Source organism: Corynebacterium sp. 22-2729, assembly GCF_053479475.1.
The window spans coordinates 59697-84042 of sequence record NZ_JBRBCA010000005.1; the positions used below are offsets into that span (position 1 = coordinate 59697).

The window sequence follows — 24346 nt, forward strand, 5'->3', positions numbered from 1 at the left end:
ACTGACCATGACTACTTCGACTCTGACCACACCGACTCTGACCACATCAAACATTGAACACACCGCTTTCGAGCCGTGTGCCCATGTGCTCGCCAACGATCAGCTCAAGGCCGCGCCCGTAAAGACGGACCCCGCTTCGGGCGTAAACTGCGAATTCTCTGAACAAGTCAACCCACTCAGCAGTTGGTGGAACCAGATTATTGGTGCAATCTACTCTCGCTACACAGATGAAAAAGGAATGTCCACTATTGAGTACGCCCTTGGATGCGTTGCGGCGGCCGCTCTTGGCGCTCTCCTCTACACGGTCGTCACCTCGGACACCGTAGAGCAGGCACTCAGTGGAATCTTCGAGAAGGCGCTGAACACGAAGTAACCGAAGGGCTTAGGAACTGCCCACTTTCCGTCGTGCCCCCTTCGCGCGAGTCTGATCCGAATGGATCGGGCACGCAAGAGGGGTGACACCAAAACATAAATCAACATCCAAGAATATCCAGGAACACTGATGAACACAGTTGAAGGCGCCATCGTCTTGTCTGCCATGACTCTTGTCGCCGGAGGAGCCGCTGCGGGCTTGACCACCATGTCACAGGCGGCTACGGCACAATCACTCGCGCGGACAGTCGCCCGGGTCGAAGCGCGCGGCGGAGATGGGGTTGCTCTGGCTCGGCAGCTCGACGCCAACGCGAGCGTCTCTACTACTCGCGAAGGTAGTGCGGACTCGTCGCTTGTGAGGGTAAAGGTCTCCAAAGACGGGGCATTGTTCGACGTCCATGGTGAAGCCGTCACGATGGTGGAGCCTGACGAGGGATAAGGGGAGGCAGGGAACCAGTCCATGAGTACCGTGTACGGGGCGCTGATTACCCTCGGCATTCTTTCGATCGTTTCGCTTCTTGCCCTCGGTGCGGCGATGCTGGGGCATAAGGAACAGGCGAGCACCGCTGCCGATATGGCTGCACTATCGGCGGCCATGGCTATTCAAGCTGGTGAGAATTCGCCGTGCGATACTGCCCGGAGCATTGCCGATGCAAATGGGGCGAACATGGAGAACTGCGAGGTCAAAGGAGAGTTTGTGACGGTGGAAGTTGTCACCCGCCCAGGCTCGAACTCCCGTATCCTTCCACAGAAAGCGCAGGCCATGGCCGGGCCAGTGGAATAGGGAGTGGCCTAGGCCTTGCGGAAAAGATCGGCTAGGAACGGGGTGGAGTGCTGCTGCGATACGGGCACTGTCCCGCCATGGTCGGTGGGGTACCAGTGAACCTCGACACGCTTATTCCGGCTGCGCATGTCGCCGATAAATTGGTGGATCCACATGTCCGAGTTCAGCATGATGCCGATGGGAGTGGGAACGTCCTTATCCATGAGGCCATGGCCTAAGAAAACAGGTTTGTCGTAGCCAGTGGCGGGAGTCTGCATGAACGCTCGTAACGCAGGCTCCAAACCCGGCACCTCGCGCAGTGGCTTCGAGAATGCGCGAGCCACATTTGTGCCCTTTAAGGCGGACGATAGCTCGTGGTAACAGGATCCCTCGGCGGCCTTTACCATCCGCTTGCCCTCCGGGGTGAGCGCCGAATCGACATCGATGTTTGGGTTTGCCTCGCGGAAAGCGGCGAGAATGTACATCGCATAAGTGTTCAAGCCAGCTGGTAGAGGAACAGGTGGGAAGGTTGGACTACCTGCCAACACAATCTCCTCGACATAGGCCGGGGCGCCTGTCGCGACTGTGCCTACAAAGTTCAGATTCGCCTCCTTGCTACGGCCCGTCGCGCGCAACGCAACATGGAGAGCCGCGCCGCCGCCCTGAGACTGGCCAATAACTGCCCAATTGCGCGAAAGCTTCTGCTTTCGCTGCTTCACCACAGGTAGCCCCTGGGCGGCGATGACGGAATCCACAACGTTAGCTGCAGTGGACTTACCGTTGAGGTAGCTCATGAGACCATCGGTGCTCATCCCGGCATAGTCGCTGGCTACGATGGCATAGCCCTGGTTCAGCCAGTGATTCAGATAATCCGTATCCCGCGCAGACCGCGGATTTATGGATGGGGTGCACTGATCTGCCAACCCCACGGTCCCGTGAGCCCAGGCCAGCACGGGCCAGCCGCCAGCCGGAGGCTTGCCCTTAGGGAAGAACATCGCACCTGTGGAAGGGGCGACCGTGCCGTGCTGATTGGTTGTGGAATAGCTAAACCGGAATTGCTGCCCCGCCGCCGACAGCCCAACATTCGGGTCGAGGCGAACAGTGTTCATAAGCATTCCCGGTTTGGCGGGTACCTTGCCGATTTTCAGACCACTGTCGAAAGTAGCGCCTGCATAGGGGGCGGGAGTTCGCATGGCTTCCCCACGGTTGACCAACGAAGCGGCGCTGGAATGCACCCCAGACGGTGCTAATGGCTGCGCTGCAGCAAGGTTAGTTGAACCGAAAGATACCGCTAGAGCTGTAACTCCGGCGATGGTTGCTGCGGCTCCTTTGCGCAAGCCAGAATGATTTTTCCCGACAAATAACTTCATGGGGGAAAGTATATGGTTAAAGCAACCTCCCCGTGTGGCGTCATAAAAATCAGCGAACTAACCCGCGGCATTGGCCAGTGCCCGCAGCAACGACACCGCACCTGCCTTAAACAGTGGATCGTTACCATTACCGCACTTCGGCGATTGCACGCAGGAAGGGCAGCCGGACTCGCACTCGCAAGTCTCCACGGTCTCGGCGGTGGCGGCCATCCACTCGGCAAAGCGAGCGAAGCCTTGCTCCGCAAAACCTGCGCCACCGGCATAACCGTCATAGACGAACACCGTTGGCAGCCCCGTATCTGCATGCAGGGCAGTGGACACCCCACCGATATCCCAACGGTCGCACGTCGCGATCAAAGGTAACAGGCCAATCGCCGCATGCTCTGCGGCGTGCAAAGTGCCCGGCCAGGTCGGCTCCGGCAGGCCCAGATCCAGTAGTAGATCTGGTTCCACTGTGTAAGCCACCGCGCGGGTACGCAAGGATTCCGGCGGCACATCCAGCGGCACGGTTTCTAGGATTTCGCCACCCGGCAAACGCTTCCGGTAGCCACTGACGGTGTGGGAAACCTCCACATCCACATCTGCCAGCCACACCCCATCGCAGATCTTGTGCGTGCCTCGAGTACGCCGCACCGTGATGTCCGTATCGCGGATCACCTGCGTGGTGTACTCAGGAAACTCGGGGCGCACCCATGCTACGGATTCCTCTAAATTCAACAGCTGCACCACGAATGTCTCGCCCTGGTGCATATACACCGCCCCGGTGTGCACATCCGACGTTGCCCGCGGCTCATCGACAGTGCCCAGCAGGCGCCCGGAATCGGCCTCCACGATCGCCACCTGCTTCGCCGCGCCCCCGCGGATAGAGACCTGCGCATGCACCTGCTCGGCAGCCTGCAAGTCCGCAAAAATGCCCCGTGGTCTGCGCTTCAATACACCCCGGCGCAAAAGGTGCTCCACCACGCGCTCGGCACCCCAGCGGGTAACCTCCGCCTCCGACAGCGGCTTTTCCGCGGCTGCGCACACTACGTGGTCAGCCAGCACATAGGGGTTGCCCGGGTCGAAGACCGTGTTTTCCACGGGGCGATCCAGTAGAGCCTCTGGATGGTGCAGTAAATACGTATCCATCGGATCATCCGCGCCCACCAGCACCACCAGCGCGCCCTGGCCGCGCCTACCCGCACGCCCTGCCTGCTGCCGGAAACTCGCAATCGTGCCAGGGAAGCCGCTGGTCACCACAACATCCAACCCGCCAACATCGATGCCCAGCTCGAGTGCATTCGTCGAGGCGATTCCCAACAGCTCACCATTATCAAAACGCCGCTCTAGTTCACGGCGATCCTCCGGGGTGTAGCCCGCCCGGTATGCTGCCACCCGCACCGCATCCGCACTGCGGCCCATCGCCCCCAGTTTCTCTGCAGCGGCGACGGACACCACCTCCGCACCGCGCCGGGAACGTACGAATGTCAGCGTCCGCGCACCCTGGGCGATCGCCAGCGCCATTACATCTGCGGCCTCGGAGTTCGCGGCTCGTCGCACCGGCGCACCATTTTCTCCCTCAACTTCCGGCAGAAAACCCGGTTCCCATAGTGCGATGGTCCGCTCGCCAGTGGGTGCGCCGTCTTGCGTCACCGCCACTATGTCCTCGCGACCCGTCAGTCGGCGGGCATGTGCTGCCGGATCCACGCTGGTCGCGGAAGCTAGCACAATCGTCGGCGCCGTTCCGCATAGTCGCAGCAGGCGCCGTAGAACCATCGCTACATGTGCACCGAACACACCGCGGTAGACGTGGCACTCGTCGATCACCACATAACGCAAGGTGCGCTGCAGTCGGCTCCACGACTGCGGATTCCCCAACATCGAGGCGTGCAGCATGTCCGGGTTCGTCACGATCACCCGTGCCTGGTCGCGGATCACCCTACGTGTCTCCGGCGGGGTATCGCCGTCGTACGTGGCTACCATGATGTCGTTTAAGTTCGCTGTGCCCGCACACATCTTGGCCAGCGCCGCCCGCTGATCCTGCGCCAGCGCCTTCGTTGGTGCGAGGTATAGAGCCGTCGCGGTGCTCGCTGTTGCCAGGTCGCTCAAAACGGCCAGCTGGTAGCCAAGGCTTTTTCCTGACGCCGTGCCGGTCGAAACCACCACATCCTGGCCCGCATGGGCGTGGGTAGCGGTCTCTACCTGGTGCGACCAGGGCGCGAAAATTCCCTGCTCGTGCAGGTATTCCACTAATGATTCGTCGGCCCATTCCGGCCACTTGGCTGTCTGCGATGGACGGGCGGGGATGGTGCGTGTGTGGGTGACCGTGGAGCGTGGAAACTCCGGCGTCAGGTCGGCCAGTAATTCCTCACCGAACGACGGCGCAGAGCTGGTGGCGTTGCTAGACCCAGAGCTGGGCGCAGTGCCGGACGAGGAATCGACGGCGGAACCAGAGGTAGGGGGCGTGAGCTCGGACATTAACGATAGTTCTAGACCCCATTAGGGGGTGGATACAAGTCAATTGTCTCCCGGATTCCGCACTCGTCTGATCGTTTGCTCCGTGGACATGGCAAACTGGCCAATGGTTTTTAAAATCCTCGGTACTTTTCCGCTCGCCTCGGCGTGAGGTGGGGTCTCGTTGGGTTTTAGCCGATTGGGTTGGAAACGAAGTATCTTCCGACCTCGGCGTTTGGTGGTCTCAGCAGACTTGCGCCGGACAGATTCAACAAGATAGGTAGAAATTCATGGCACAGGGAACCGTCAAGTGGTTCAACGCGGAGAAGGGCTTTGGCTTCATCGCCCCGGACGACGGATCTTCCGACGTCTTCGTCCACTACTCTGAGATCCAGGGCAGCGGCTTCCGCACCCTCGAGGAGAACCAGAAGGTTGAGTTCGAGGTTGGCGAGGGCGCTAAGGGGCCGCAGGCTCAGAACGTCACGGCTCTATAAGACCCACAGGGTTGAGCAAGCCCTCGCCTCGGCGCCTCGCGCGCCTGGCGGGGGCTTTGCCTTATCCATGCTCCCACCCCGGTTGCAATGGAATTGCGGAAACCGCGTAGTGTCACTTAGAAATGCGTAAGTGGCACCATTGAAATAAATCTGTAGAACAATGGCACCCGGCAAACCCATAGATTCTTGAAGGATGTGTGAATTCAACCGATGGGAAACGATGGCGTCAAACGTCTAGTGATCGTTGAGTCGGCGACGAAGGCGAAGAAGATCGCACCGATCCTGGGAGCGAATTACATCGTCGAGGCTTCCGTCGGGCACATTCGCGACCTTCCTCGGGGCGCCGCAGACGTTCCGGCGAAGTATAAGAAGGAACCATGGGCACGGCTGGGCGTCAACGTCGATAAGGACTTCGAGGCGCTCTACGTTGTTAGCCCGGACAAGAAAAAGAAGGTCGCTGACCTCAAGGCAAAGCTCAAGCAGGTAGACGAGCTCTACCTCGCGACAGACCCCGACCGCGAGGGTGAGGCAATTGCCTGGCACCTGCTGGAGGTTCTGAAGCCAAAGGTGCCGGTGCGCCGCATGGTCTTCCACGAGATCACGAAGAATGCCATCCTGGAGGCAGCGCAGAACACCCGCGAACTCGACTACGACCTGGTGGATGCTCAGGAATCCCGCCGTGTACTGGATCGCCTCTATGGATATGAGGTCTCGCCGGTGCTGTGGAAGAAGGTCATGCCGCGCCTGTCGGCGGGTCGCGTACAGTCCGTCGCCACTCGCGTGATCGTCGAGCGCGAGCGCGAGCGTATGAAGTTTGTCCCCGCCGAGTACTGGGACTTGAGCGCTACGTTCGGCCTGGTCGATGCGCTTTCTTCGTCTCTTGATGACGCCGCCCCGGATTCCTTCGAAGCACGGCTGACTGCGGTCGCGGGCAAGCGCGTGGCGCAAGGGCGTGACTTTAGCGATGACGGCACGCTCAAAGCCAGCGCAAAGGATACTTTTGTGCTGGATGGGGCGAAAGCAAAGTCCCTGGCTGAGGGGTTGCAGGGGCAGGAGTTCGCTGTGACTGCGGTGGAGGAAAAGCCCTACACTCGCCGCCCGTACCCGCCGTTTATGACGTCTACCTTGCAGCAGGAGGCGGGTCGTAAGCTCCGTTTTACCTCGGAGCGCACGATGCGCATTGCGCAGCGTCTGTACGAAAACGGTCATATCACCTATATGCGTACCGACTCGACGACCTTGTCGACTGCCGGTATTGAGGCCGCACGTAAGCAGGCGAAGGAGCTATACGGTGCGAAGTTCGTTGCCGATGGCCCGCGCCAGTACACCCGCAAGGTGAAGAACTCGCAGGAGGCTCACGAGGCGATTCGCCCGGCAGGCGAGACTTTCCAGACCCCTGGCCAGTTGAGCGGTCAGCTGGATGCCGAGGAGTTCAAGCTCTACGAGCTGATTTGGCAGCGCACTGTCGCCTCCCAGATGGCCGATGCAAAGGGCCAGTCGATGAAGGTCACCGTCGCAGGTGATGCGAAATCGGGTGAGAGCTGCGAATTCAGCGCTACGGGCCGTACCCTGACCTTCCCAGGCTTCCTCAAGGCCTACGTGGAGGTCAGCCGCACCGCCGATGGTCGTGATGTGGCCGACAATGCGGAAAAGCGCCTGCCGCAGTTGACCGAGGGGGACGAGCTGAACGCCCGGGACGTGGAAGCCGACGGGCACTCGACGAACCCGCCAGCCCGCTACACCGAGGCTTCACTGGTCAAGAAGATGGAAGAGATGGGCATTGGTCGCCCGTCGACTTACGCTTCCATCATCCGCACCATCCAGGATCGTGGCTACGTGCTGCCGCGCGGTAATGCGCTGGTGCCTTCATGGGTGGCGTTTGCCGTGGTGGGTCTTTTGGAACAGAGCTTCGGCGCGCTGGTGGACTATGATTTCACTTCCGCCATGGAAGACGAACTGGATGCCATCGCAGCGGGCGACGAGGATCGTGTGAACTGGCTTAAGGGCTTCTACTTTGGGGATAGCTCTCGCCCGGAGGCTCCGGGCGCCGTTGTCCCACGCCTGGGCGGCTTGAAGCACATTGTGGGCGACAATCTGGAGCAGATCGACGCCCGCCGGGTGAACTCCCTGCACATTTTCGACGACGAAAACGGTGTGCCGATTGTCGTTCGCGTTGGCCGCTATGGCCCCTACCTGGAGCGCATCAAGCCGCTGCCGGAGGACGCCCCTGAGGGCACGGAACCCGAGGTACAGCGCGCGAACCTGCCGGAATCCATGACCCCGGATGGTCTGACGCTGGAGGTCGCCGAGAAGCTCTTCGCCACCCCGCAGGGCGGTAGGGAACTGGGCATCAACCCCGACAATGGGCGCACCATCGTTGCCCGAGAGGGACGCTATGGCCCTTATGTCACCGAGGTGCTGGGCGAGGACGAGGAAGCCCGCGTGGCCGAGGAGGCCGTGAAGACGTGGGAGGCTGAACGCGACGAACAGGATCGCGCTCGCGAAGCCGAGGGCAAGAAGCCTCTGAGCCGCGAGACAAAGACTGCCCAGTCGCAGAAGGAAAAGCGCGTCAAGCAGATCGTCGAGGAGACGCTGAAGCCTAAGACCGCCAGCTTGTTCAGCGACATGGAGCCCTCCAGCGTGACACTGGAGGAAGCCCTGAAGCTTATGAGCCTGCCGCGCGAGGTGGGCGTGGATCCCAGCGATAACGAGCTGATCACCGCCCAAAACGGTCGCTATGGCCCGTACCTGAAGAAGGGCAACGATTCCCGCTCGCTGGCCAATGAGGAACAGATCTTTAACATCACCCTCGACGAAGCTCGCCGCATCTACGCCGAGCCGAAGCGCCGGGGTCGCGCTGCCGCCCAGCCGCCACTGAAGCAGCTGGGTGATAACGATGTTTCTGGCAAGCCCATGTCCGTCAAGGACGGCCGTTTCGGCGCCTATGTCACCGACGGAGTCACCAATGCATCGTTGCGCAAGGGTGATACCCCGGAGACTATTACTGACGCCCGCGCGAATGAGTTGCTCTCCGAACGCCGCGCCAAGCAGGCTGCAGAGGGCACGGCACCTGCAAAGTCGAGCCGGAAGGCCACCAAGAAGTCGAGCAAGAAGTCCACTAAGAAGGCCGCCAAGAAGTCGACCAAGAAAACCACCAAGAAGACGGCTAAGAAGCCGCCGACGCTAACGAAGCGCACGGTGAAGAAGTCCCACTAAAAACGGCCATACTTTTGGGTGGGAACTGATAAGTTCGGGAGCATGAATCAGCTCCCGAGCTTTAGCGTCGTTACCCTTGCCCCGAACCTTCCCGGACCCGTCGCTGCAAAGCGTCTGCAGGAATTGGGTGGCACCGTCATCAAGGTCGAAGGCCCCGGCAAAGCCGCTGACCCCATGCGCCTGTACTGCGAGCCGTACTACCAACACTTGGTAGACGGGCAGGATGTGCGCCATATCGACCTCAAGGCGGAGCCTGGCCTCCAGGAGCTGCATGAGTTCCTGGAGGGGGCAGACCTACTGCTTACGAGTTCCCGACCGGCCTCGCTGGAACGCCTCGGATTGGGGTGGGAGGATCTGCACGCTCGTTTCCCCGTACTGTCGCAGGTGGCGATTGTCGGCCACTCCGGTGAGCACGTTGACGTAGCCGGGCACGACCTCACATACGAGGCGCACGCCGGCACGCTCTCCTTCCACGGAGATACCCCCGCCATGCCGGTAGTTCCCATCGCTGATCTGGCGGGTGCAGAGCGTGCAGTCTCCCAGGCTCTGGCCGCTCTGTGGCAGACTGCGGCCACCGGGCAGGGAAGCTACCACGAGGTGGCGCTGGCGGACATGGCCACTGAATTTGCCACTCCGGCCCGCTTCCGGCTCACCGGTCCCGACACACTGCTCGGTGGTCTGTTGCCGGGGTATGGACTCTACCAAGCTCAATGCGGTGGTTGGGTGGCGATCGCAGCGCTGGAACCGCACTTCTTTGCAGGCCTGATCGAAGCCTTGCATGTGGAAGGGCTGCTACCTACGCAGGCCACTGTCGCCCAGCTGCAGTCGGAGGGGATCACCGCAGAGCAGCTGGCGGCAGCGGTGGGGCAGAAGACGGCAGCGTGGTGGGACGGGATGGCGTCGGAAAGGAACCTCCCTATCGCATCCGTGCGGCGAGGTTAGCAGTGTCGCCTTGTGGCAGTGTCGCCATAGGGCAAGCGCTTAGGACGTGGATCGATCGGCGAGAGTGGCGCGAATAGGACGGGCGATCTGGGTCATCTCACGGCGACCGCGCAGTTCCACGGACTTCATCATGGTCCAACGAGCCTGCTCAGCTTCATTGGCTGCGCGCAGGGTCGCTGCGCTGGTGAGAACCTGACCGGGGGTCTTCTTCGCCAGATCCGTCAGGCGGGCGGCCTGGTTCACAGCATCGCCGATGACGGTGTATTCAAAGCGATCCTTCGCGCCGATGTGACCCGCAACAACGGAGCCAGCGGCAACTCCAATCCCGGCGACGAACTCCAGCCCTTGCAGCTTGGCCTTCAATTCGCGGGCGGCAGCCAGAGCGTGTCCGGCCACATCGTCCAAAGGCAGAGGGGCGCCGAACACGGCCAGGGCCGCATCGCCTTCAAACTTGTTGATGATGCCCTTGTTCGCGTGCACAACCTCCACCACTCGGTCGAAGAACTCGTTGAGGGCTTTCACCACGTGCTCTGGTTCCTTCTCAGTAGCGAAGCCGGTGGAGCCAATCACATCGACGAAGAGCACTGCCACGTGCCGAGCCTCGCCACCCAGCTCCGGTTTTTCCTCCAGCGCCCGGCGTGCGACCTCAGTGCCGACGTAACGCCCAAAAAGATCCGATACGCGCTGGCGCTCTTGCAACCCGCGCATCATCTCGTTAAAGCCAGCTTGCAGCACTCCGATCTCGGAGGAATCGTAGATCCGCACGGTCGTATTCACCTCACCGCGGCGGACGCGGTTGATGGCGTACTGCAACTCACGGATCGGGTCGGCCACGGCCATGGAGAACAAGGTGGTGCCCATGAAACCGGTCAGCAGGGTGGTCAGCGCCAGCGCCAGCATCGCTGGGATGATGCCGCGGGAGTTCTCGGGGTAGAAGTCGGTAGCTGCCGCGAATAGCAGCAGCACCATGCCCAGCACCGGCACGGCGGAGGTCAGCGCCCAGGTCGTCATCAGCCGGTGAGAAAGCGGGGACAGGCGCGAATGATCCGGGGCACCCTTGGCTAGAGCCTTTGCGGCGACGGGACGCACCAGGCGTTCGGCCTCCATATAAGTCATTAGGCTCACCATCATGCCGCCCAACGTGGCCGTCACAGCGACGGTGATGCCCCATTCCGTACTGTGCCGACAGGCCACGACAGTAAACAGCACCACACCTATTGCCCACAGCACGATGCCCGTGATGGTCTGCAACAGGGGGATGCGCAGCACCAGGTCGCGCACCATATTCGGATCATAGGCTTTTGGTGTGCGCTGCCACCTCAGCACGGGCGCGAAGAAGTACAAGGTCATTGCAATGCCAGCCAAGACGGCCACACCGAAATAGATGATGTACAGCGTGGCAATAGTGGTGTCCGGACTTGTTAGTTCGCGCGCGGCAGGCAGAGGGATGAGGAAACGCAGGAACGTGGCCACTGCAGTGGCGCCGATGACATTGGTGGCTAACACGGTTGCTGCGTACAGGGGCCAGGAGGTTCCCCAGGCCCAGGACAGGTAGCGCAGCAGTTGTTTCATGCCATTCAGACTATCGCACCGGCACCCCCGCCGGGTGCGTCTACCTATGCCCTACCTATGCCGAGGACACGCGGAGGGTGGTCGGGGCGAATAGCTAGACTAAGTAACCATGATGGAAACCACGGCGCCAGCCACACCGGGGCACGCAGCGGGAGTCTTTGGGCGGATCACTGCGGAATCTGTCCGCCGTCCCCTGCAGCGGGCCGTGGAGGATCCGCAGGCGATGACTCACTCGTGGTTGTTCACCGGCCCTCCCGGCTCCGGGCGTTCTATCGCGGCGAAGGTTTTCGCCACGGCTCTGGTGTGCCCGCACGGCGGTTGTGGGCAATGCGATCAGTGCCGTAGCGCTGCTGCGGGAACCCACCCGGACATCCTGTGGGTGTCCACTACTGGTGTGGTTCTTTCGGTCGACGAGATCCGCGGGGCCATCCACGAAGCCGCGAACATGCCCACTGTTGCGCGCTGGCGTGTGGTGGTTGTGGAGGATGCTGACCGGCTCAATGACGCTGCCGCCAACGCTTTGCTCAAGTCGGTCGAGGAGCCCCCAGCCCGCACCGTCTTTCTGCTGTGCGCGCCGTCAACAGATCCATCGGATATTGCAATCACGCTGCGGTCGCGCTGCCGTCATGTTTATGTGCCTACTCCTTCTCCGGCGGCGGTGAAAGGGGTCTTGCTTAGTGACGCCACCCTCGGACTCAGCGAAAGCCAAGCCCAATGGGCCGCCGATGTGTCAGCCGGCCATATTGGTAGAGCGAGACACTTGGCCAGCGACGAGGCCGCCCGAAACAAACGCGCCACTGCCCTTAAACTGCCGAAGCTGGTGTACGAGCCCAATGCGCTGTACCGTTTCACGTCCGAGCTGGTAGCCAAGGCAGCTGAAGAGGCCGCCAGCGAGTTGGAGAAATTGGATCAGCGGGAACGCGAAGATTTGGAGAGCAGCCTTGGCGTAGGCGCGAAAGGTAAGGGTGCTGCAAAGGCCCAGCGGGGGGCGTCGGGAAGAATGAAAGAGCTAGAAAAAGAGCAGAAGAACAGGCGCACAAGAAGGACCCGTGACTCGTTAGACCTGGCGCTGATCGACATCGCCGGGCTGTACCGCGACGCGATGCTTCAGGCCGCGGGTGCAGTGGACGACGAAGGTGTGCCGGTAGGTGGACACCAGCATCCAGACATGGCAGCGACGTCGAAGGAACTGGCGCGGCGCAACAGTGCGTCTGCGTTGGTGAGCTGCATCGATGCGGTGATGGAGTGCCGCGAGGTGCTGGGCTATAACGTGCGGCCAGAGGTGGCGCTGGATGCGATGGCGGGGCGCCTACAGCAGTGCTGCGGGGTGGCTTAACGAAGGTTCCGGGCTGGGTACTAAGTGTGTTTTGGTGCTCAGGGTTTGCGTCGGCTAGGATAACGCTTCGTACTTAATGTACGCGCCGCTTTAGCTCAGTCGGCAGAGCGTTTCACTCGTAATGAAAAGGTCGCGAGTTCGATTCTCGCAAGCGGCTCCATGTGATGTCCCACAGCATTCTTGACAGTTTGCTGTGGGACATTTTGATTGCTAGCGACTGCTAACGTTTCGCCACCCATAAGCGTTTGGCTAAACAAAGCACTTCCAAGCTCGCGAGTTTGCGTCCAATCATTCATGGAACCGCACCCGGGGGCAAAGAAGGTTTTTGCACATCTCTACCCGAACTCCTTCAGAAAGGATTTTTCCCCAATGAAGATTCGCAAGTCGCTCATCGCTGGCGTTACCGCCGCAACCGTCACCGCGTGTCTCGCCGCACCTGCCCAGGCCGAAACCCACACCCCCACCACTCAAGTACAGGCTGCAGAAACTCCGAACACTAAGTCCCCGCTCGGCTCAGTGAACACCATCTGGGAAAACACCCCGGCTTGGCTGCGCCTCCCCCTCTTTGCACCGCTGGCACTCATCTGGGCCGTTATTTACAACCTAGTTGGCCTTCAGAACTCCACAGGGCCATCCGGCAGTCTTTCTCTCTAAGGCGACAGCGCCAGCCCTAGTAGCTAAATGGATACAGCACGGCTAACCGGCACCTCAGTTGTTCTTTGTTCTGGGGTGCCGGTTAGCCGTGCTGTTGGTGCATTCGCGGCGAGCTTTATTAGAGGGAGGAAGGCAGGGGCAGCTTCTCGAAGGGGCTCAACCCACGGATGGCGGAATTGGCGAAGCTGGCCACCACCAGGATCGTAAACATTACGGTCGCCGACAATAGCTGCACTCGGGAACCCGGATCCGTCAACATGAGGACGGCCAGGCTGGCGAGCACTGCGAGCGTGATGATGGTCAGAACAGGGAAAGCCCACATGCGGATTGGCAGCGTTCCACCGGCATGCCGCTCTAGTCGACGGCGCAGACGCAGTTCGGAGACGGCGATGAACGTCCACACGATCAACAATGAGGCACCTGCAGAGTTCAACATGAAGGTCAGCAGCCAGCCCGTGTCCAGGTAATTCAGCACCACCATCACGATGGAAAGCGCGACGGAAAGGATAATCGCGTTGACTGGTACGCCTCGGCGGTCAACGCGGGTGAAGATCTTTGGTGCCTCGTGGCGCTTAGCCAGGGAGAACATCATGCGGCTGGAGGCGTAAATCTGCGCATTGAAGGCTGACAAGAGCGCCAGAACGATGATGGCTTCCATAAAACCGACGACGCCCGGAATACCCGCCAGGTTCAGTACTCGGGTGAAGGGACTATCGGCCGCGCTTTCTGCCTGCCCCAGTGAAGAGTGGGGGAGCAGGAAGGTAATCACCAGTACCGAGCCCAGGTAGAACAGCGAGATGCGGGTGATGGTGGAACGCACAGCATTGATCAGCGACTGCTGCGGGTTTTCGGACTCCGCAGCGGCGATAGCAACCACCTCGATACCGCCGAAGGCGAAGGCTACGGCCAGGATCGCCGTAGCTACACCGCCTACGCCGTTGGGCATGAATCCATCGGCGGTGAAGACCTCCGTACCGATGAATGTGTGTCCCGGTAGCAGGCCGAATATCAATAGGAAACCGATAACCAGGAATGCCACCAGTACGGCCACCTTGATGAACGCAAACCAGAACTCGAACTCGCCGAAGGCTCGGATCTGCAGCAGATTCACCACACCGAAGAAAAGCACGCAGATAGCGGCGGGGATCCAGGCGTCAATACCGAACCACGCACCCATAAAGCTCGCCGCACCAGTAATTTCGGCGCCGAGTACCGCGACGGTGGCAAGCCAGTAAATCCATCCTTGCGTGAAACCAGCCCAGCGTCCAATGCCGTGCTCGGCGTACTCGGAAAAGGAACCCGAGGCAGGGATGACGGTGCCCATCTCCCCCAGCATCTGCATGACAAGAATGGCGATGAGTCCCGCGACGATATAAGCCAGCAGCACGGCCGGCCCAGCCGCTTCGATCCCCACGCCGGTGCCCAGGAACAGCCCGGCGCCGATGGTGGACCCCAGACCCATCATCGTGAGGTGACGGACTTTCAGACCATTGCCGAGCTTCGCATCGCCGGAACGGGAGTCCGGGTGCGAGCTGGCGCTATTTGGGGAGGTGGAGGGGGTGGAGGTCATTCTCTAAGAATACGATGTGGGGTTCGCGCTAGAGAATGCAGGTGTTGGAAAGCCCGCCTACCCCTCCTGTCCGGCGGCGGGGTCGGACTCGTACTTCGGCACCATCGCGTCGTAGTCCTCCATCAGCTTCAGCTCTGTGATGTGGTCCGGGATGCCGAAAGCATCTACCAGCGTCTGCGACCACGGCCCCAGGGAATCCACCAGGTCGTTCAGAGCGGCACGTGCAGCCTTGGTGCGGGTACCTGTAAGCAGGTTCTGCTCGAGGTACCAGCTTGCGTTGTCCACGATGCAGCTGAGGAAGTACACGTCGCGAACCTGCTCCAGCACGCGCTGGGCGTCCTCCGACTCCAGCTTGGACTCGGCCTCCACGAAGGCCTCGAAAACAATGCGATCCACGTGGGCCCAGCCGACGGCCAACAGGTGATCTTGTGAGCGATCCACGAGCTGGGCTGCTTCAACCACTTCCATCTTGCGGGCCGGGCGAAGGCGCCGGGCGAGCGAGCGCATTAGACGATCCTCCCGCTCGGTGAGCAGGTTGATTTGGTAGGCCGGGTCGAATAGCGAGGTCTCCTCGGAATCGCTGAACGTATCCACCAGGTTCTGGATCAGCGCATCTGCGGCGGTTCGGCGGCGCAGCAACGTGCCGAAGCTATCCAGCCCGAAGCGCACCATTTCCATCGGGTTCAGTCCGCCGAGTTCCTTGGCGAAGCCGGTCATCAGTTCCTTGGCGGCAAGTTGCATCATCACGACGTTGTCGCCCTCGAAGGTGGTGAACACATCCGAGTCGGCCTTCAACGTAGTTAGCAGGTTTTCCGCCATGTACCCGGCGCCTCCGCAAGCTTCGCGGACTTCCTGGATCGTGTCGGTGGCGTGGGCGGTGTTGGCGGCCTTCAGCGCTGCAGCGTGCGCCTCAACCTCGCGTTGGTCGGCCTGCTGTTCCTTGGTGTGCTGTGTGGGATCCAACCCGAGCTGATCCAGCTCGTGCACGCGCGCGATCAGCTTGTTCGTAGCGAACTGCAGGCCGTAGGCGCGCGCTACACGTGGGATGAGGCGCAGGCGGTGCCATCGGTGTTCGATCAAGCGGTTTTCTGGTAGCGAATCGTCGGGAGCGAATTGACGCCGCAGGTTCGCGTACGTCACACCGATGTCTAGCGCGGTGCGGGCGGCCGCGCCGGCGGCAGCTCCCACAGTCACGCGGCCGCGCACCAGGGCTCCAAGCATTGTGAAGAAGCGTCGGTTTGGGTTTTCGATAGGGGAGCTGTAGTTACCTTCTTCATCAACGTCGGCAAAGCGGTTCAGCAGCGCTTCGCGTGGCACGCGGTAGTTATCGAAGCTGATAGTGCCATTGTCTACGCCTTTCAGCCCGCCCTTGTAGCCGTGGTCGCCGATGCGTACTCCGGCGATGGCAGAACCATCGTCCTCGCGGATGCGCACCAGGAGGCAGTGCACACCCTGGGAATCGGACGGGGATTCTTCCTGTCCTTCGGCATTGTCGTTGTTGGGAACGATGAGCTGCGCAAACACAGCAGCCCAGCGACCATCGCGTGCGGCGTTACCGATGTACCACTTTTCGGCAGAGGCGGTGGGGGAGTTGATGATGAACTCCTGCGTCGCCGGGTCATAGGTTGCCGTGGTCTCCAACTGCTGCACATCGGAGCCGTGGCCGCGCTCTGTCATGGCAAAGCAGCCAAGCGCGTCGAGATTCATTAGCTGCGTCACCATCTCCTGGTGGCGTTCAGTGCCCAGGTTGCCCACGGCACCGCCAAATAGACCCCATTGCACGCCGGACTTCACCATCAGGGAAAGGTCTGCATGGCCCAGCATCTCAATTGAGGTCAGGCAGTGGCCCGTGTTTCCCGTGCCGCCTTGGTCTTTGCGGAAGGCATCCTTTGGCGTTCCGGATTCGCGAACTTGCTGAAGTTGTTCGGTAGTGCGGGCGCGAGACTGTTCGAGGTCAAGATCCGCACGCGGGAGAATGTCGGGATTCGCCAACACCTGGCGGGTCGCTGCGCGCGCGGTGGGGAAGTCACCGTCGAGAACAAGCTTTAGCTCTTTTGCTATCGACGCCTGCTCTTCAGCGTTGGGAGCGCTGGCCAAAGTCTTGGGCGCCGACGTCGATCGGCGGAGTGCAAAGCCCGAATTGTCGGAAATTCCATCAACTTTCTTTGATGTGACCGAGTTATCAGTCGGGGTGGTGCTTTCGGTAGCGTTTTTGGACTGGTTTGGTGACATAGCCTCAAGGGTACGTAAAAATGTGATCTGCGACTCAAAAAATTAGCAATAAAATTATGTCTAAATTGGCTAGCTTGGAGACTTCGACTTCGATAGTGCGTTGGTAGTCCCCAATGAGGGGGGCTAGGCTCTTCCCTATGACCGAGGACACATTCGACGAAGCACAGCAGGAAGTGAAGCAACCCGCGCAAGGCCAATCCATGCAGCGTGAAGCTATGCGTAGCCACAAAGTCAACCCCTCCACTCGCGGAGCGGCAAGCCGTGCCCAGAAACGGTATTGGCTGCTCGTGGCCTGTGGCGTGCTGGCGGTGGCCTACGCCGGTAATGAGTTCACTCCAATGATGGTTTTCTACCGTGGGGAAAACGTATTCGGCTCGGTCTTCGTCGATGCTCTGTTGGCCTGCTACGCCGCAGGAATCGCAGCTGGTCTGCTGCTGTGCGGTCCACTATCCGACCGCTACGGTCGTCGCATCGTCATGTTGCCCGCACCGGTCATTAGCCTGGTCGGCAGCGTCCTTATTGCAATGGGCGAAATGAATGAACCCCTGATCTTCACCGGTCGCGTGCTGAGTGGTTTTGCAGTCGGCATGGTGATGACCGCAGGCGGTGCCTGGATCAAGGAACTATCCACACCTTCGTTCGACCCGAGTGCCGGGGAGGGGGCAGGTGCTCGCCGAGCAACGATGTCCCTCACCTTCGGTTTCGCAGTGGGCGCCGCTGTGGCGGGCCTGCTTGCCGAGTGGGGTCCTGCGCCGGGACAAACGCCCTACATCATCAGCATCGTGCTGTGCGCCTTGTCCATGGTCGGCCTCTTGGGCGTTCCGGAAACCCGACAAAATGCCCACCTCAAGGTCAAGGGATCCTTCTGGTCGGATCTTAACGTGCCCTCCCTTCGCCACCCCCGCTTCCTCACCGCCGTTATTCCCATCGCCCCGTGGGTTTTCGGCTGTGCGGGCGTGGCCTACGCCATCATGCCGAGCTTGGCGCAGGATGAGGTCTCTTATCCCATCGCCTTTTCGGCAGGCATCACCGCAGTTGCATTGTTGTTCGGCTTTGGCATTCAGCAGGTGTCCAATAAGTACATCAACCCGAACAACTCGCAAGCTCAACAGCTCGGCCTGGTGCTGGTGATCATCGGCATGATTGTGGCAGCCTGGACCGCCCACGTGGGCTCGCTCATCGGCACTATTGTCGTCGGGCTTATCCTGGGTACCGGATACGGCGTGTGCCTGATTTCCGGACTGACGGAAGTCCAACGAATCGCCAGCGCTGATGATCTCGGTGGACTGACCGCTTTCTTCTACACAATCACCTATATCGGCTTCTTCTTCCCGATGATCCTGTCCCGTTTGAAGGATTGGTTCACTTACACCGAGATGCTGGGCTTTGGTGCGGTGGTTGCCCTTATCGGCCTTGTCGTGGTGACGCTGACCTCCAAGAAGTTCATTCCTGAACCACAGCAATCGGAAGCCTAGCTTTCGGTCCTCTTTTCCCCGCCCGCCAGCGCAAGCACACCCAGTTGCACCGCTGCACCGATGGCCGGGCCGGTCGCCAGCGCCCAAATGGCGCGCGTATCGGGGGAGTAGTCCATCAAAAGAACCACCGTTGACAAAGCAATAGCGATTAACCAGCCAGCGGTGTAGAGATTGTGACGATCCGCTGCCAGCGCAGCCGAGCCACTGATCATCAGGATGGCTGTCGCTCCGGAAACGAGGGTTAGCCATCCGAGGGTGGCAGGGGAGGAGATCACGGCGGCGTCAAAAAACAACCCCATTAGTGGCGCGGCTAGGAAGTAGGCCGCGATGCCACCAATAGCAGCGACGCCCCCCACCGCTGCAATGGGCAAAGTGGCGGCACGCAGCACCTGTTCGCGGTGTTTAGTGAAATGCACAATCAGCGCCGGCTGGAAGCGCTGGAGGGGGACCAGAATCGGCGCGCGGGTAAGGGTAATCGCGGTGATAGTTGCGGCGAGCGCGCCGGGGCCGACATCTGCCCCCGAGGTATAACGCAGCAACACGCTAAAGCCCGTAATCATCACGGCATTAGCTCCGGAGGCGATCGTGGCCTTCACCGTGCGTGCGAGGAAAGGGCGAGCGGCGACATCCGCGCGGTCGCTCAGTGTGGCACGTGCTGAACGAGAACAGAACAGGATAAGCAGCCACGTGGCTGCGCCGATCACCGTGACAAACAAATAGGCCAGCAGCTGCCATCCCAGTAGCCAGGCAACCACGGCCAACGCTAGACGCACTCCGGAATCAATGGCCATCAACCAGGCGAAACTAGGCCAGGAATGGTTCGCAGACAGTAGGCCACACACTGTCGCTTGGAACGTATAACAGGCTAGGCCCACAGCCAATAAGACAAGACCCCATCCAGTTAATCCGGGGACGAGCTCGCCGATCCACAGCGGGCCGGTAATCAGTGCCAGCGCTCCAATTACGAGTGCGATGTAGCCTGTCAACGCGAACGGGCGGGGCGCTGGGCGGGGGTTTGTCTGCGCACGTCGGGTGGAGACCGCCCGTGCGGTCTCCTGCATAAGCCCATCCAGCACGCCCGTCATTGCAAAGAAGAGCGACCAATAGACCATGAAATCTTCGTATCCGGCGGTGGGAAGCCCCTTATTGGCAACCCAAATAACCAGATACCCGGCGATGGCCACGAAGACGGTGGCAAGCGAAATGGCGCGCATCGTTAACCCCGCGAAAGGTCGCTCTGCTAGTCCTGCAGCCTGTCGCTGAGCTCGCCGAGTTTCTGGCCTACCCGCTTCAGCGCATCTACTGCGCGCGCCGGGCCAGACGCATCGACCATCTCCGCAGCTGGCCCTGCGGGTAGTTCGCGCAACTGCGCATCGCTGAGCTCAAGACCCTCGCCGCCAGGGAACTCGGGCAGGTCTTGGTGACGCAACCAGCGATCGAAAAGCCCTTGTACCTCACTGCGGGCAATACCGTTTTCCTCCGCGATGGAGTGTGCCAGGTTTTCCAGGTCGCGAGTTTCCACCAGTCCCATGCGGTGTTGGGTCGTCCAACGTTGAACCATGTCGAAGAAGGCAGCGTCGCCCAGCAGCACCCGCAGGGCGTGGACGGTGAGTGCGCCGCGCTTGTAGACCCGGTCGTCGAACATATCGTCCGCACCGGGGTCGATCAGCAGAATGTCCTGCGGTTTTTCGGCCAGCGCCCGGTGATGAGCCCATGCGTGGTGAGCAGCGGGAATGCCCTGCGATTTTTCAAACCACAGCCATTCGGAGTAGCACGCGAACCCCTCGTTGAGCCAGATATCCCGCCATTCGACTAGTCCGACGGAGTTGCCAAACCACTGGTGGGATAGCTCGTGGGCGATCAATCGTTCCCAGGTGTGCTTGCCGTCGGCGTGGTTGCAGCCGAACATGCTCATGCCCTGAGCCTCGAGTGGAATTTCCATTTCCTCGTCAGTTACCACCACCGAGTATTCCGGGAAGGGATAGGGGCCGAAGAGATCCGAGTACACCTCGACCATCTCCGTCTGCTGGCCGAAGTCTTCCTGTACTAGCTCACGAACTCGCTTAGCGTGTTCGGTGCCCTGCGGAAGCCAGCCGAAAACCGGGACGTTCCTGCGGCCGAGTTTCGCGCTACGGAAATCCACACGTTGGTACGTGCCTACGTATACCGCGGCCAGATAGGTGGCCATGGGATAGCGTGTTTCGAACACCCGGGTTGTGTTGTTTCCCTTGTTGAATTCCTCTACCAGGGTGCCATGGGCAATGGCGGTGACATCCCGGTGTGCGGTGATTGCCACGCGGAACATTGCCTTCTCGTCCGGGGTGTCATCGCAGGGGAACCAGCTAGGAGCGCCATTGGGTTGGCCGGCCACGAGGGCACCGTTGTCGGTCTCCTCCCAGCCGACCTCACCCCATTTGGAGCGCAGAGGGCGCGGGTAACCACCGTATTTAATGGTTAGATCAAAGGATTGATCCTCTGCCAATTCCTCCACAAACGTGATCGTTAACTTGTTGCCGGTGTGGCGGAAACGGCGGATCTTCATCGTTCCATTCGCGGCGGCAGCGCCGTGGCCGGACACCTCAACTCGGTTGACAGCCAGATTATTAGCCAAATCCAACGTCATCGACTTCAGCGGCCGGTAGTTTTCAACCGATAGGCGAGCGACACCGTTGAGGTGGTTGGGCTCGACGTTGTAATTCAGTTGCAAGTCGTAGCTCAGCACGTGGAAACCGAGGTTGAAGTCCACACCCGAGTACGCATCCCGAGCTCCAGCGATAGGGGAACTGCGGAAAGGGCGGGGCTGCTGTTGCGTTTGAGTCATGTAAGGCACACTACTCTCTGCATAGGACAACCCCCGCCACGGAGGTAGTCTGTGGCGGGGGATGTGGTGTTCTAGCTGTTCAAGGGTTTGTGCTAGGCGTTTAGGAACCGGAGGTGGAACCTGCCCAGTAATCCTGCGGGGAAATCGGCTCGGTCGGCTTCAGCGGCGGACGCTTGACACCAGTGCCCAGGCCAGCAACCAGGTGGTCCCAGTAGCCGCGCAGGTCGTCCTGCCAGTAGCCCCACTGGTGCGTGCCCGCCGGACGGAAGTTGTAGGTCACCGGGATGTTCAGCGAATTGGTCTTGCGAGCCAGATCGCGGGTGCAGGCGTTGGTGGCGCCCTCGATGACGGAGCCTTCGAAGATCACCTGTGCAGCGGCGGAAGGTTGGCCGTTAACGCGCTTCGACCAGGGCATATCGTGCTCGCCCGGGAAGCCGGAGCTAGTGGAGACGTAGATGTTCTTTTGACCGCGCAGCTTCTCAGCGTTGATCAGAGCATCGTTGTTGCGAGCAACCTCACCGTTGATCGGGCCCCACATCTTCGTGAAGTCCGTACCGCCGCGGTTCAGCACCAGGTCGATAAACTTCGGAGTCAGACCCGTGGTGGTTGCAGCGCAACCGGAGAAGGATCCGACGGAGTCGTAGAAGCCCGGGTGGTGCTCGGCGAATAGCAGGGAGGTGGTGCCGGTCATGGACATACCAGCGATAGCGCGCTTGTCGTTAGCCTTCAGAGCCGGCTCGATAGCCTGCGGTAGCTCGCGGGTCAGGAAGGTCTCCCACTTCTGCGGGCCCTTGATGTAGGGAGTGTTCGGCTCGGTAATCCAGTCGGTGTAGTAGGAGTAAGCGCCGGACATGGGGATCACGATGTTTGCGCCAATGCCCGGGCTGACAGTGCCCTTAGCCGGATCGTCGTTTCCGCCGTAGTAGGTCACGATGTCGGTCTGGCGGATCCAGTTAGCGATACCCTCGCCACCGTCAGCGCCGTTCAGCATGTACAGGGTCGGCGCATTGTCGCGCTTCTTTACATCACGGGGCTGGATAACAACCAGCGGGACGTGGCGCTTCATGGAGGGAGAGTAAGCGGAGACTTCCTGCACATTGTCAAAGCCCTTGGCTCGCAGGGACGAGATGATTCCGCGCCATGCAGTAGCCTCTGAAGGCTGGTCTGGAGTGCTGGTGTTCATCTTCAGCTCTGCTGGGGCGATACCTGCCGCCTTCTGTGCTGCAGTAACGGTAGCGGCCTGGGTGGCCGGAGCAGTGACTGCAACCGTGGCGAAAGGTGCGATTGCGGCCGTGACGGCAGCAAGGGTGCGGGCGATGCTTCGCTTCATTTAGTTGATCCTTCTGTGGAGCCACGCCCGGGGAAACGTCAGAAACTCAAGATCCGATGCGTGGATGATCAGTTGAAAGATTGAGAGATTCGTAGGCAGTTGCTAGAAACCTCTCAGGTCATAGGGGACTTTACCTAACCTTAGTGAGCAATGGGAACCCGAGGAGCTAATTAGTTTTTATGGGGAGCCCGAAAACGGGGGTGTTACTCATATGGCTAGCGAGGCGGGAGTTAAGTCTTGAGTCGAGGTGTGTGCTATGGGAGGTGTGTGGGCGTCACATAAATAAAGAAGATTAAGTACCCTTGGATCTTGTGGCTAAAGAACATTTTGACGTAGTAGTACTCGGAGCAGGCCCTGGCGGATACGTGGCGGCGATTCGCGCCGCTCAGTTGGGTCTGAAGACCGCCGTTATCGAAAAGCAGTACTGGGGTGGCGTATGCCTCAACGTGGGCTGCATCCCCTCAAAGGCGCTGATCCGCAACGCTGAACTCGCGCACACCATCACCAAGGAAGCCAAGACCTACGGCATCACTGGCGATAACATCTCGATGGACTTCAAGGTGGCGCACCAGCGCTCCCGCAAGGTCTCGGGCAACATCGTCAAGGGTGTGCACTACCTGATGAAGAAGAACAAGATTCAGGAGATCCACGGCCGCGGCAACTTCGTCGACGATAAGACCATCGAAGTTTCCGATGGAGACGACGCCGGAAAGACCATTACTTTCGACAACTGCATCATCGCTACCGGCTCCGTTGTGAAGTCCCTGCCGGGCGTAGAGCTGGGCGGCAACATCGTCTCCTTCGAAGAGCAGATCCTGGACGAGAACAAGCCGGACTCCATGGTTGTCATCGGTGCCGGAGCTATCGGCATGGAGTTCGCCTACGTGCTGTCCAACTTCGGTGTGGACATCACCGTGGTCGAGTTCATGGACCGCGTCCTGCCGAACGAGGATAAGGACGTCTCCAAGGAGATCACCAAGCAGTACAAGAAGCTGGGCGTAACTCTGAAGACCGGGCACAAGACCACCGCCGTTCGCGACCTGGGCGAAGGCAAGGGTGTTGAGGTGGACATCGAATCCGCTGATGGCTCCAAGTCCGAGACCCTGAAGGCCGACCGCGTGATGGTTTCTATCGGCTTTGCACCGCGCGTGGAGGGTTACGGCCTGGAGAACACTGGCGTGAAGCTGACCGAGCGCGGTGCTATCGACATCGACGACGAAATGCGCACCAGCGTTCCGCACATCTACGCCATCGGTGACGTCACCGCCAAGCTGCAGCTGGCTCACGTCGCAGAGGCGCAGGGTGTGGTTGCGGCTGAGGTTATCGCCGGCGAAGAGACCGAGCTACTGGGCGACTACATGATGATGCCGCGCGCCACCTTCTGCTTCCCGCAGGTTGCTTCCTTCGGTTACACCGAGGAAGCTGCCAAGAAGCAGGCAGAGGAGGAAGGCCGTGAGGTGAAGGTCGCTACCTTCCCTTACACCGCAAACGGCAAGGCACAGGGCCTGGGCCACGGCGTGGGCTTCGTGAAGCTGGTGGCAGACGCTGAGTACGGCGAACTGCTAGGTGCTCACATGGTCGGCCCGGATGTCTCCGAGCTGCTGCCGGAGCTGACTCTGGCACAGCGCTTCGACCTGACGGCTGAGGAGATTTCCCGCAACGTTCACACGCACCCGACCCTGTCGGAGGCAATGAAGGAAGCCGCCCACGGCATCGCCGGCGGGCACATGATCAACCTCTAAGAAGGTTCGATCGGCCAGTATTTC

At 60.4% G+C, this 24346-nt stretch carries 18 protein-coding genes and 1 tRNA gene; 11 read left to right on the forward strand and 8 right to left on the reverse strand.

The window, feature by feature from the left end; translation table 11 throughout:
• Positions 1 to 7 precede the first annotated feature (7 nt).
• The 3 genes from ACUY2T_RS04885 (at position 8) to ACUY2T_RS04895 (ending at position 1156) form a co-directional block, all read left to right on the forward strand.
• Entirely contained in the window at positions 8 to 373 is a 366-nt protein-coding gene (locus ACUY2T_RS04885; RefSeq protein ID WP_448307775.1) for a DUF4244 domain-containing protein, read from the forward strand.
• Positions 374 to 502: 129 nt separating this feature from the next.
• Positions 503 to 811 carry a hypothetical protein gene (locus tag ACUY2T_RS04890; RefSeq protein WP_293790862.1) on the forward strand — a complete coding sequence of 103 codons (309 nt, stop codon included), beginning with the start codon at positions 503 to 505 and terminating at the stop codon, positions 809 to 811.
• 21 nt (positions 812 to 832) lie between these two features.
• Positions 833 to 1156: an Rv3654c family TadE-like protein gene (locus ACUY2T_RS04895; RefSeq protein WP_293790861.1), complete on the forward strand. Its 324-nt coding sequence runs from the start codon at positions 833 to 835 to the stop codon at positions 1154 to 1156.
• A gap of 8 nt (positions 1157 to 1164) precedes the next feature.
• On the opposite strand, the gene ACUY2T_RS04900 is transcribed toward ACUY2T_RS04895, so the two are convergent.
• Complete coding sequence (locus tag ACUY2T_RS04900) at positions 1165 to 2505, reverse strand: alpha/beta hydrolase family protein (protein WP_448307776.1); 1341 nt, start codon at positions 2503 to 2505, stop codon at positions 1165 to 1167.
• Between the two features lie 57 nt (positions 2506 to 2562).
• Positions 2563 to 4962, reverse strand: a complete 2400-nt coding sequence (locus tag ACUY2T_RS04905; protein ID WP_448307777.1) for a DEAD/DEAH box helicase — start codon at positions 4960 to 4962, stop codon at positions 2563 to 2565.
• A 266-nt stretch (positions 4963 to 5228) separates the two neighbouring features.
• Here ACUY2T_RS04905 and cspE point away from each other — a divergent pair, with 266 nt between their 5' ends.
• From cspE to ACUY2T_RS04920, 3 genes are all read left to right on the forward strand, one after another.
• Entirely contained in the window at positions 5229 to 5432 is a 204-nt protein-coding gene (cspE, locus tag ACUY2T_RS04910) for a transcription antiterminator/RNA stability regulator CspE (RefSeq protein WP_293790858.1), read from the forward strand.
• Between the two features lie 210 nt (positions 5433 to 5642).
• Positions 5643 to 8648, forward strand: a complete 3006-nt coding sequence (gene topA / locus ACUY2T_RS04915) for a type I DNA topoisomerase (RefSeq protein WP_448307778.1) — start codon at positions 5643 to 5645, stop codon at positions 8646 to 8648.
• A gap of 42 nt (positions 8649 to 8690) precedes the next feature.
• Positions 8691 to 9590 (forward strand): CoA transferase, encoded by a 900-nt coding sequence (locus tag ACUY2T_RS04920; protein WP_448307779.1) that lies wholly within the window; start codon positions 8691 to 8693, stop codon positions 9588 to 9590.
• Between the two features lie 39 nt (positions 9591 to 9629).
• Here the strand turns inward: ACUY2T_RS04920 and ACUY2T_RS04925 are convergent, their stop codons facing one another.
• Entirely contained in the window at positions 9630 to 11162 is a 1533-nt protein-coding gene (locus ACUY2T_RS04925; RefSeq protein ID WP_434825179.1) for an adenylate/guanylate cyclase domain-containing protein, read from the reverse strand.
• Positions 11163 to 11274: 112 nt separating this feature from the next.
• Between ACUY2T_RS04925 and ACUY2T_RS04930 the strand changes: the two genes are divergently transcribed.
• The 3 genes from ACUY2T_RS04930 to ACUY2T_RS04940 all read left to right on the forward strand — a co-directional run bounded on the left by ACUY2T_RS04930 (position 11275) and on the right by ACUY2T_RS04940 (position 13152).
• Positions 11275 to 12498 (forward strand): DNA polymerase III subunit delta', encoded by a 1224-nt coding sequence (locus ACUY2T_RS04930; protein WP_434825203.1) that lies wholly within the window; start codon positions 11275 to 11277, stop codon positions 12496 to 12498.
• Positions 12499 to 12582: 84 nt separating this feature from the next.
• Positions 12583 to 12658: transfer RNA gene (locus ACUY2T_RS04935), tRNA-Thr, on the forward strand.
• 209 nt (positions 12659 to 12867) lie between these two features.
• Positions 12868 to 13152, forward strand: a complete 285-nt coding sequence (locus ACUY2T_RS04940) for a hypothetical protein (RefSeq protein ID WP_434825177.1) — start codon at positions 12868 to 12870, stop codon at positions 13150 to 13152.
• Between the two features lie 118 nt (positions 13153 to 13270).
• On the opposite strand, the gene ACUY2T_RS04945 is transcribed toward ACUY2T_RS04940, so the two are convergent.
• A complete protein-coding gene (locus tag ACUY2T_RS04945) occupies positions 13271 to 14617 on the reverse strand; it encodes an amino acid permease (RefSeq protein WP_434825202.1) in 1347 nt (448 codons plus the stop codon).
• A gap of 162 nt (positions 14618 to 14779) precedes the next feature.
• Entirely contained in the window at positions 14780 to 16954 is a 2175-nt protein-coding gene (locus ACUY2T_RS04950; protein WP_448307780.1) for an acyl-CoA dehydrogenase family protein, read from the reverse strand.
• A gap of 137 nt (positions 16955 to 17091) precedes the next feature.
• Here ACUY2T_RS04950 and ACUY2T_RS04955 point away from each other — a divergent pair, with 137 nt between their 5' ends.
• The gene (locus ACUY2T_RS04955) at positions 17092 to 18429 is read left to right on the forward strand and encodes an MFS transporter (protein WP_448307781.1); all 1338 of its coding nucleotides are present in this window, start codon (positions 17092 to 17094) and stop codon (positions 18427 to 18429) included.
• Here ACUY2T_RS04955 and ACUY2T_RS04960 read toward each other — a convergent pair.
• From ACUY2T_RS04960 to ACUY2T_RS04970, 3 genes are all read right to left on the reverse strand, one after another.
• Positions 18426 to 19643: a hypothetical protein gene (locus tag ACUY2T_RS04960; RefSeq protein WP_434825174.1), complete on the reverse strand. Its 1218-nt coding sequence runs from the start codon at positions 19641 to 19643 to the stop codon at positions 18426 to 18428. The two genes, ACUY2T_RS04955 and ACUY2T_RS04960, sit on opposite strands and share 4 nt — an antisense overlap.
• A gap of 26 nt (positions 19644 to 19669) precedes the next feature.
• Complete coding sequence (locus tag ACUY2T_RS04965) at positions 19670 to 21250, reverse strand: M1 family aminopeptidase (protein WP_434825173.1); 1581 nt, start codon at positions 21248 to 21250, stop codon at positions 19670 to 19672.
• Positions 21251 to 21350: 100 nt separating this feature from the next.
• Complete coding sequence (locus tag ACUY2T_RS04970; protein ID WP_434825172.1) at positions 21351 to 22580, reverse strand: alpha/beta hydrolase-fold protein; 1230 nt, start codon at positions 22578 to 22580, stop codon at positions 21351 to 21353.
• A gap of 311 nt (positions 22581 to 22891) precedes the next feature.
• Here ACUY2T_RS04970 and lpdA point away from each other — a divergent pair, with 311 nt between their 5' ends.
• The gene (lpdA, locus tag ACUY2T_RS04975) at positions 22892 to 24322 is read left to right on the forward strand and encodes a dihydrolipoyl dehydrogenase (RefSeq protein WP_434825171.1); all 1431 of its coding nucleotides are present in this window, start codon (positions 22892 to 22894) and stop codon (positions 24320 to 24322) included.
• Positions 24323 to 24346 lie beyond the last annotated feature (24 nt).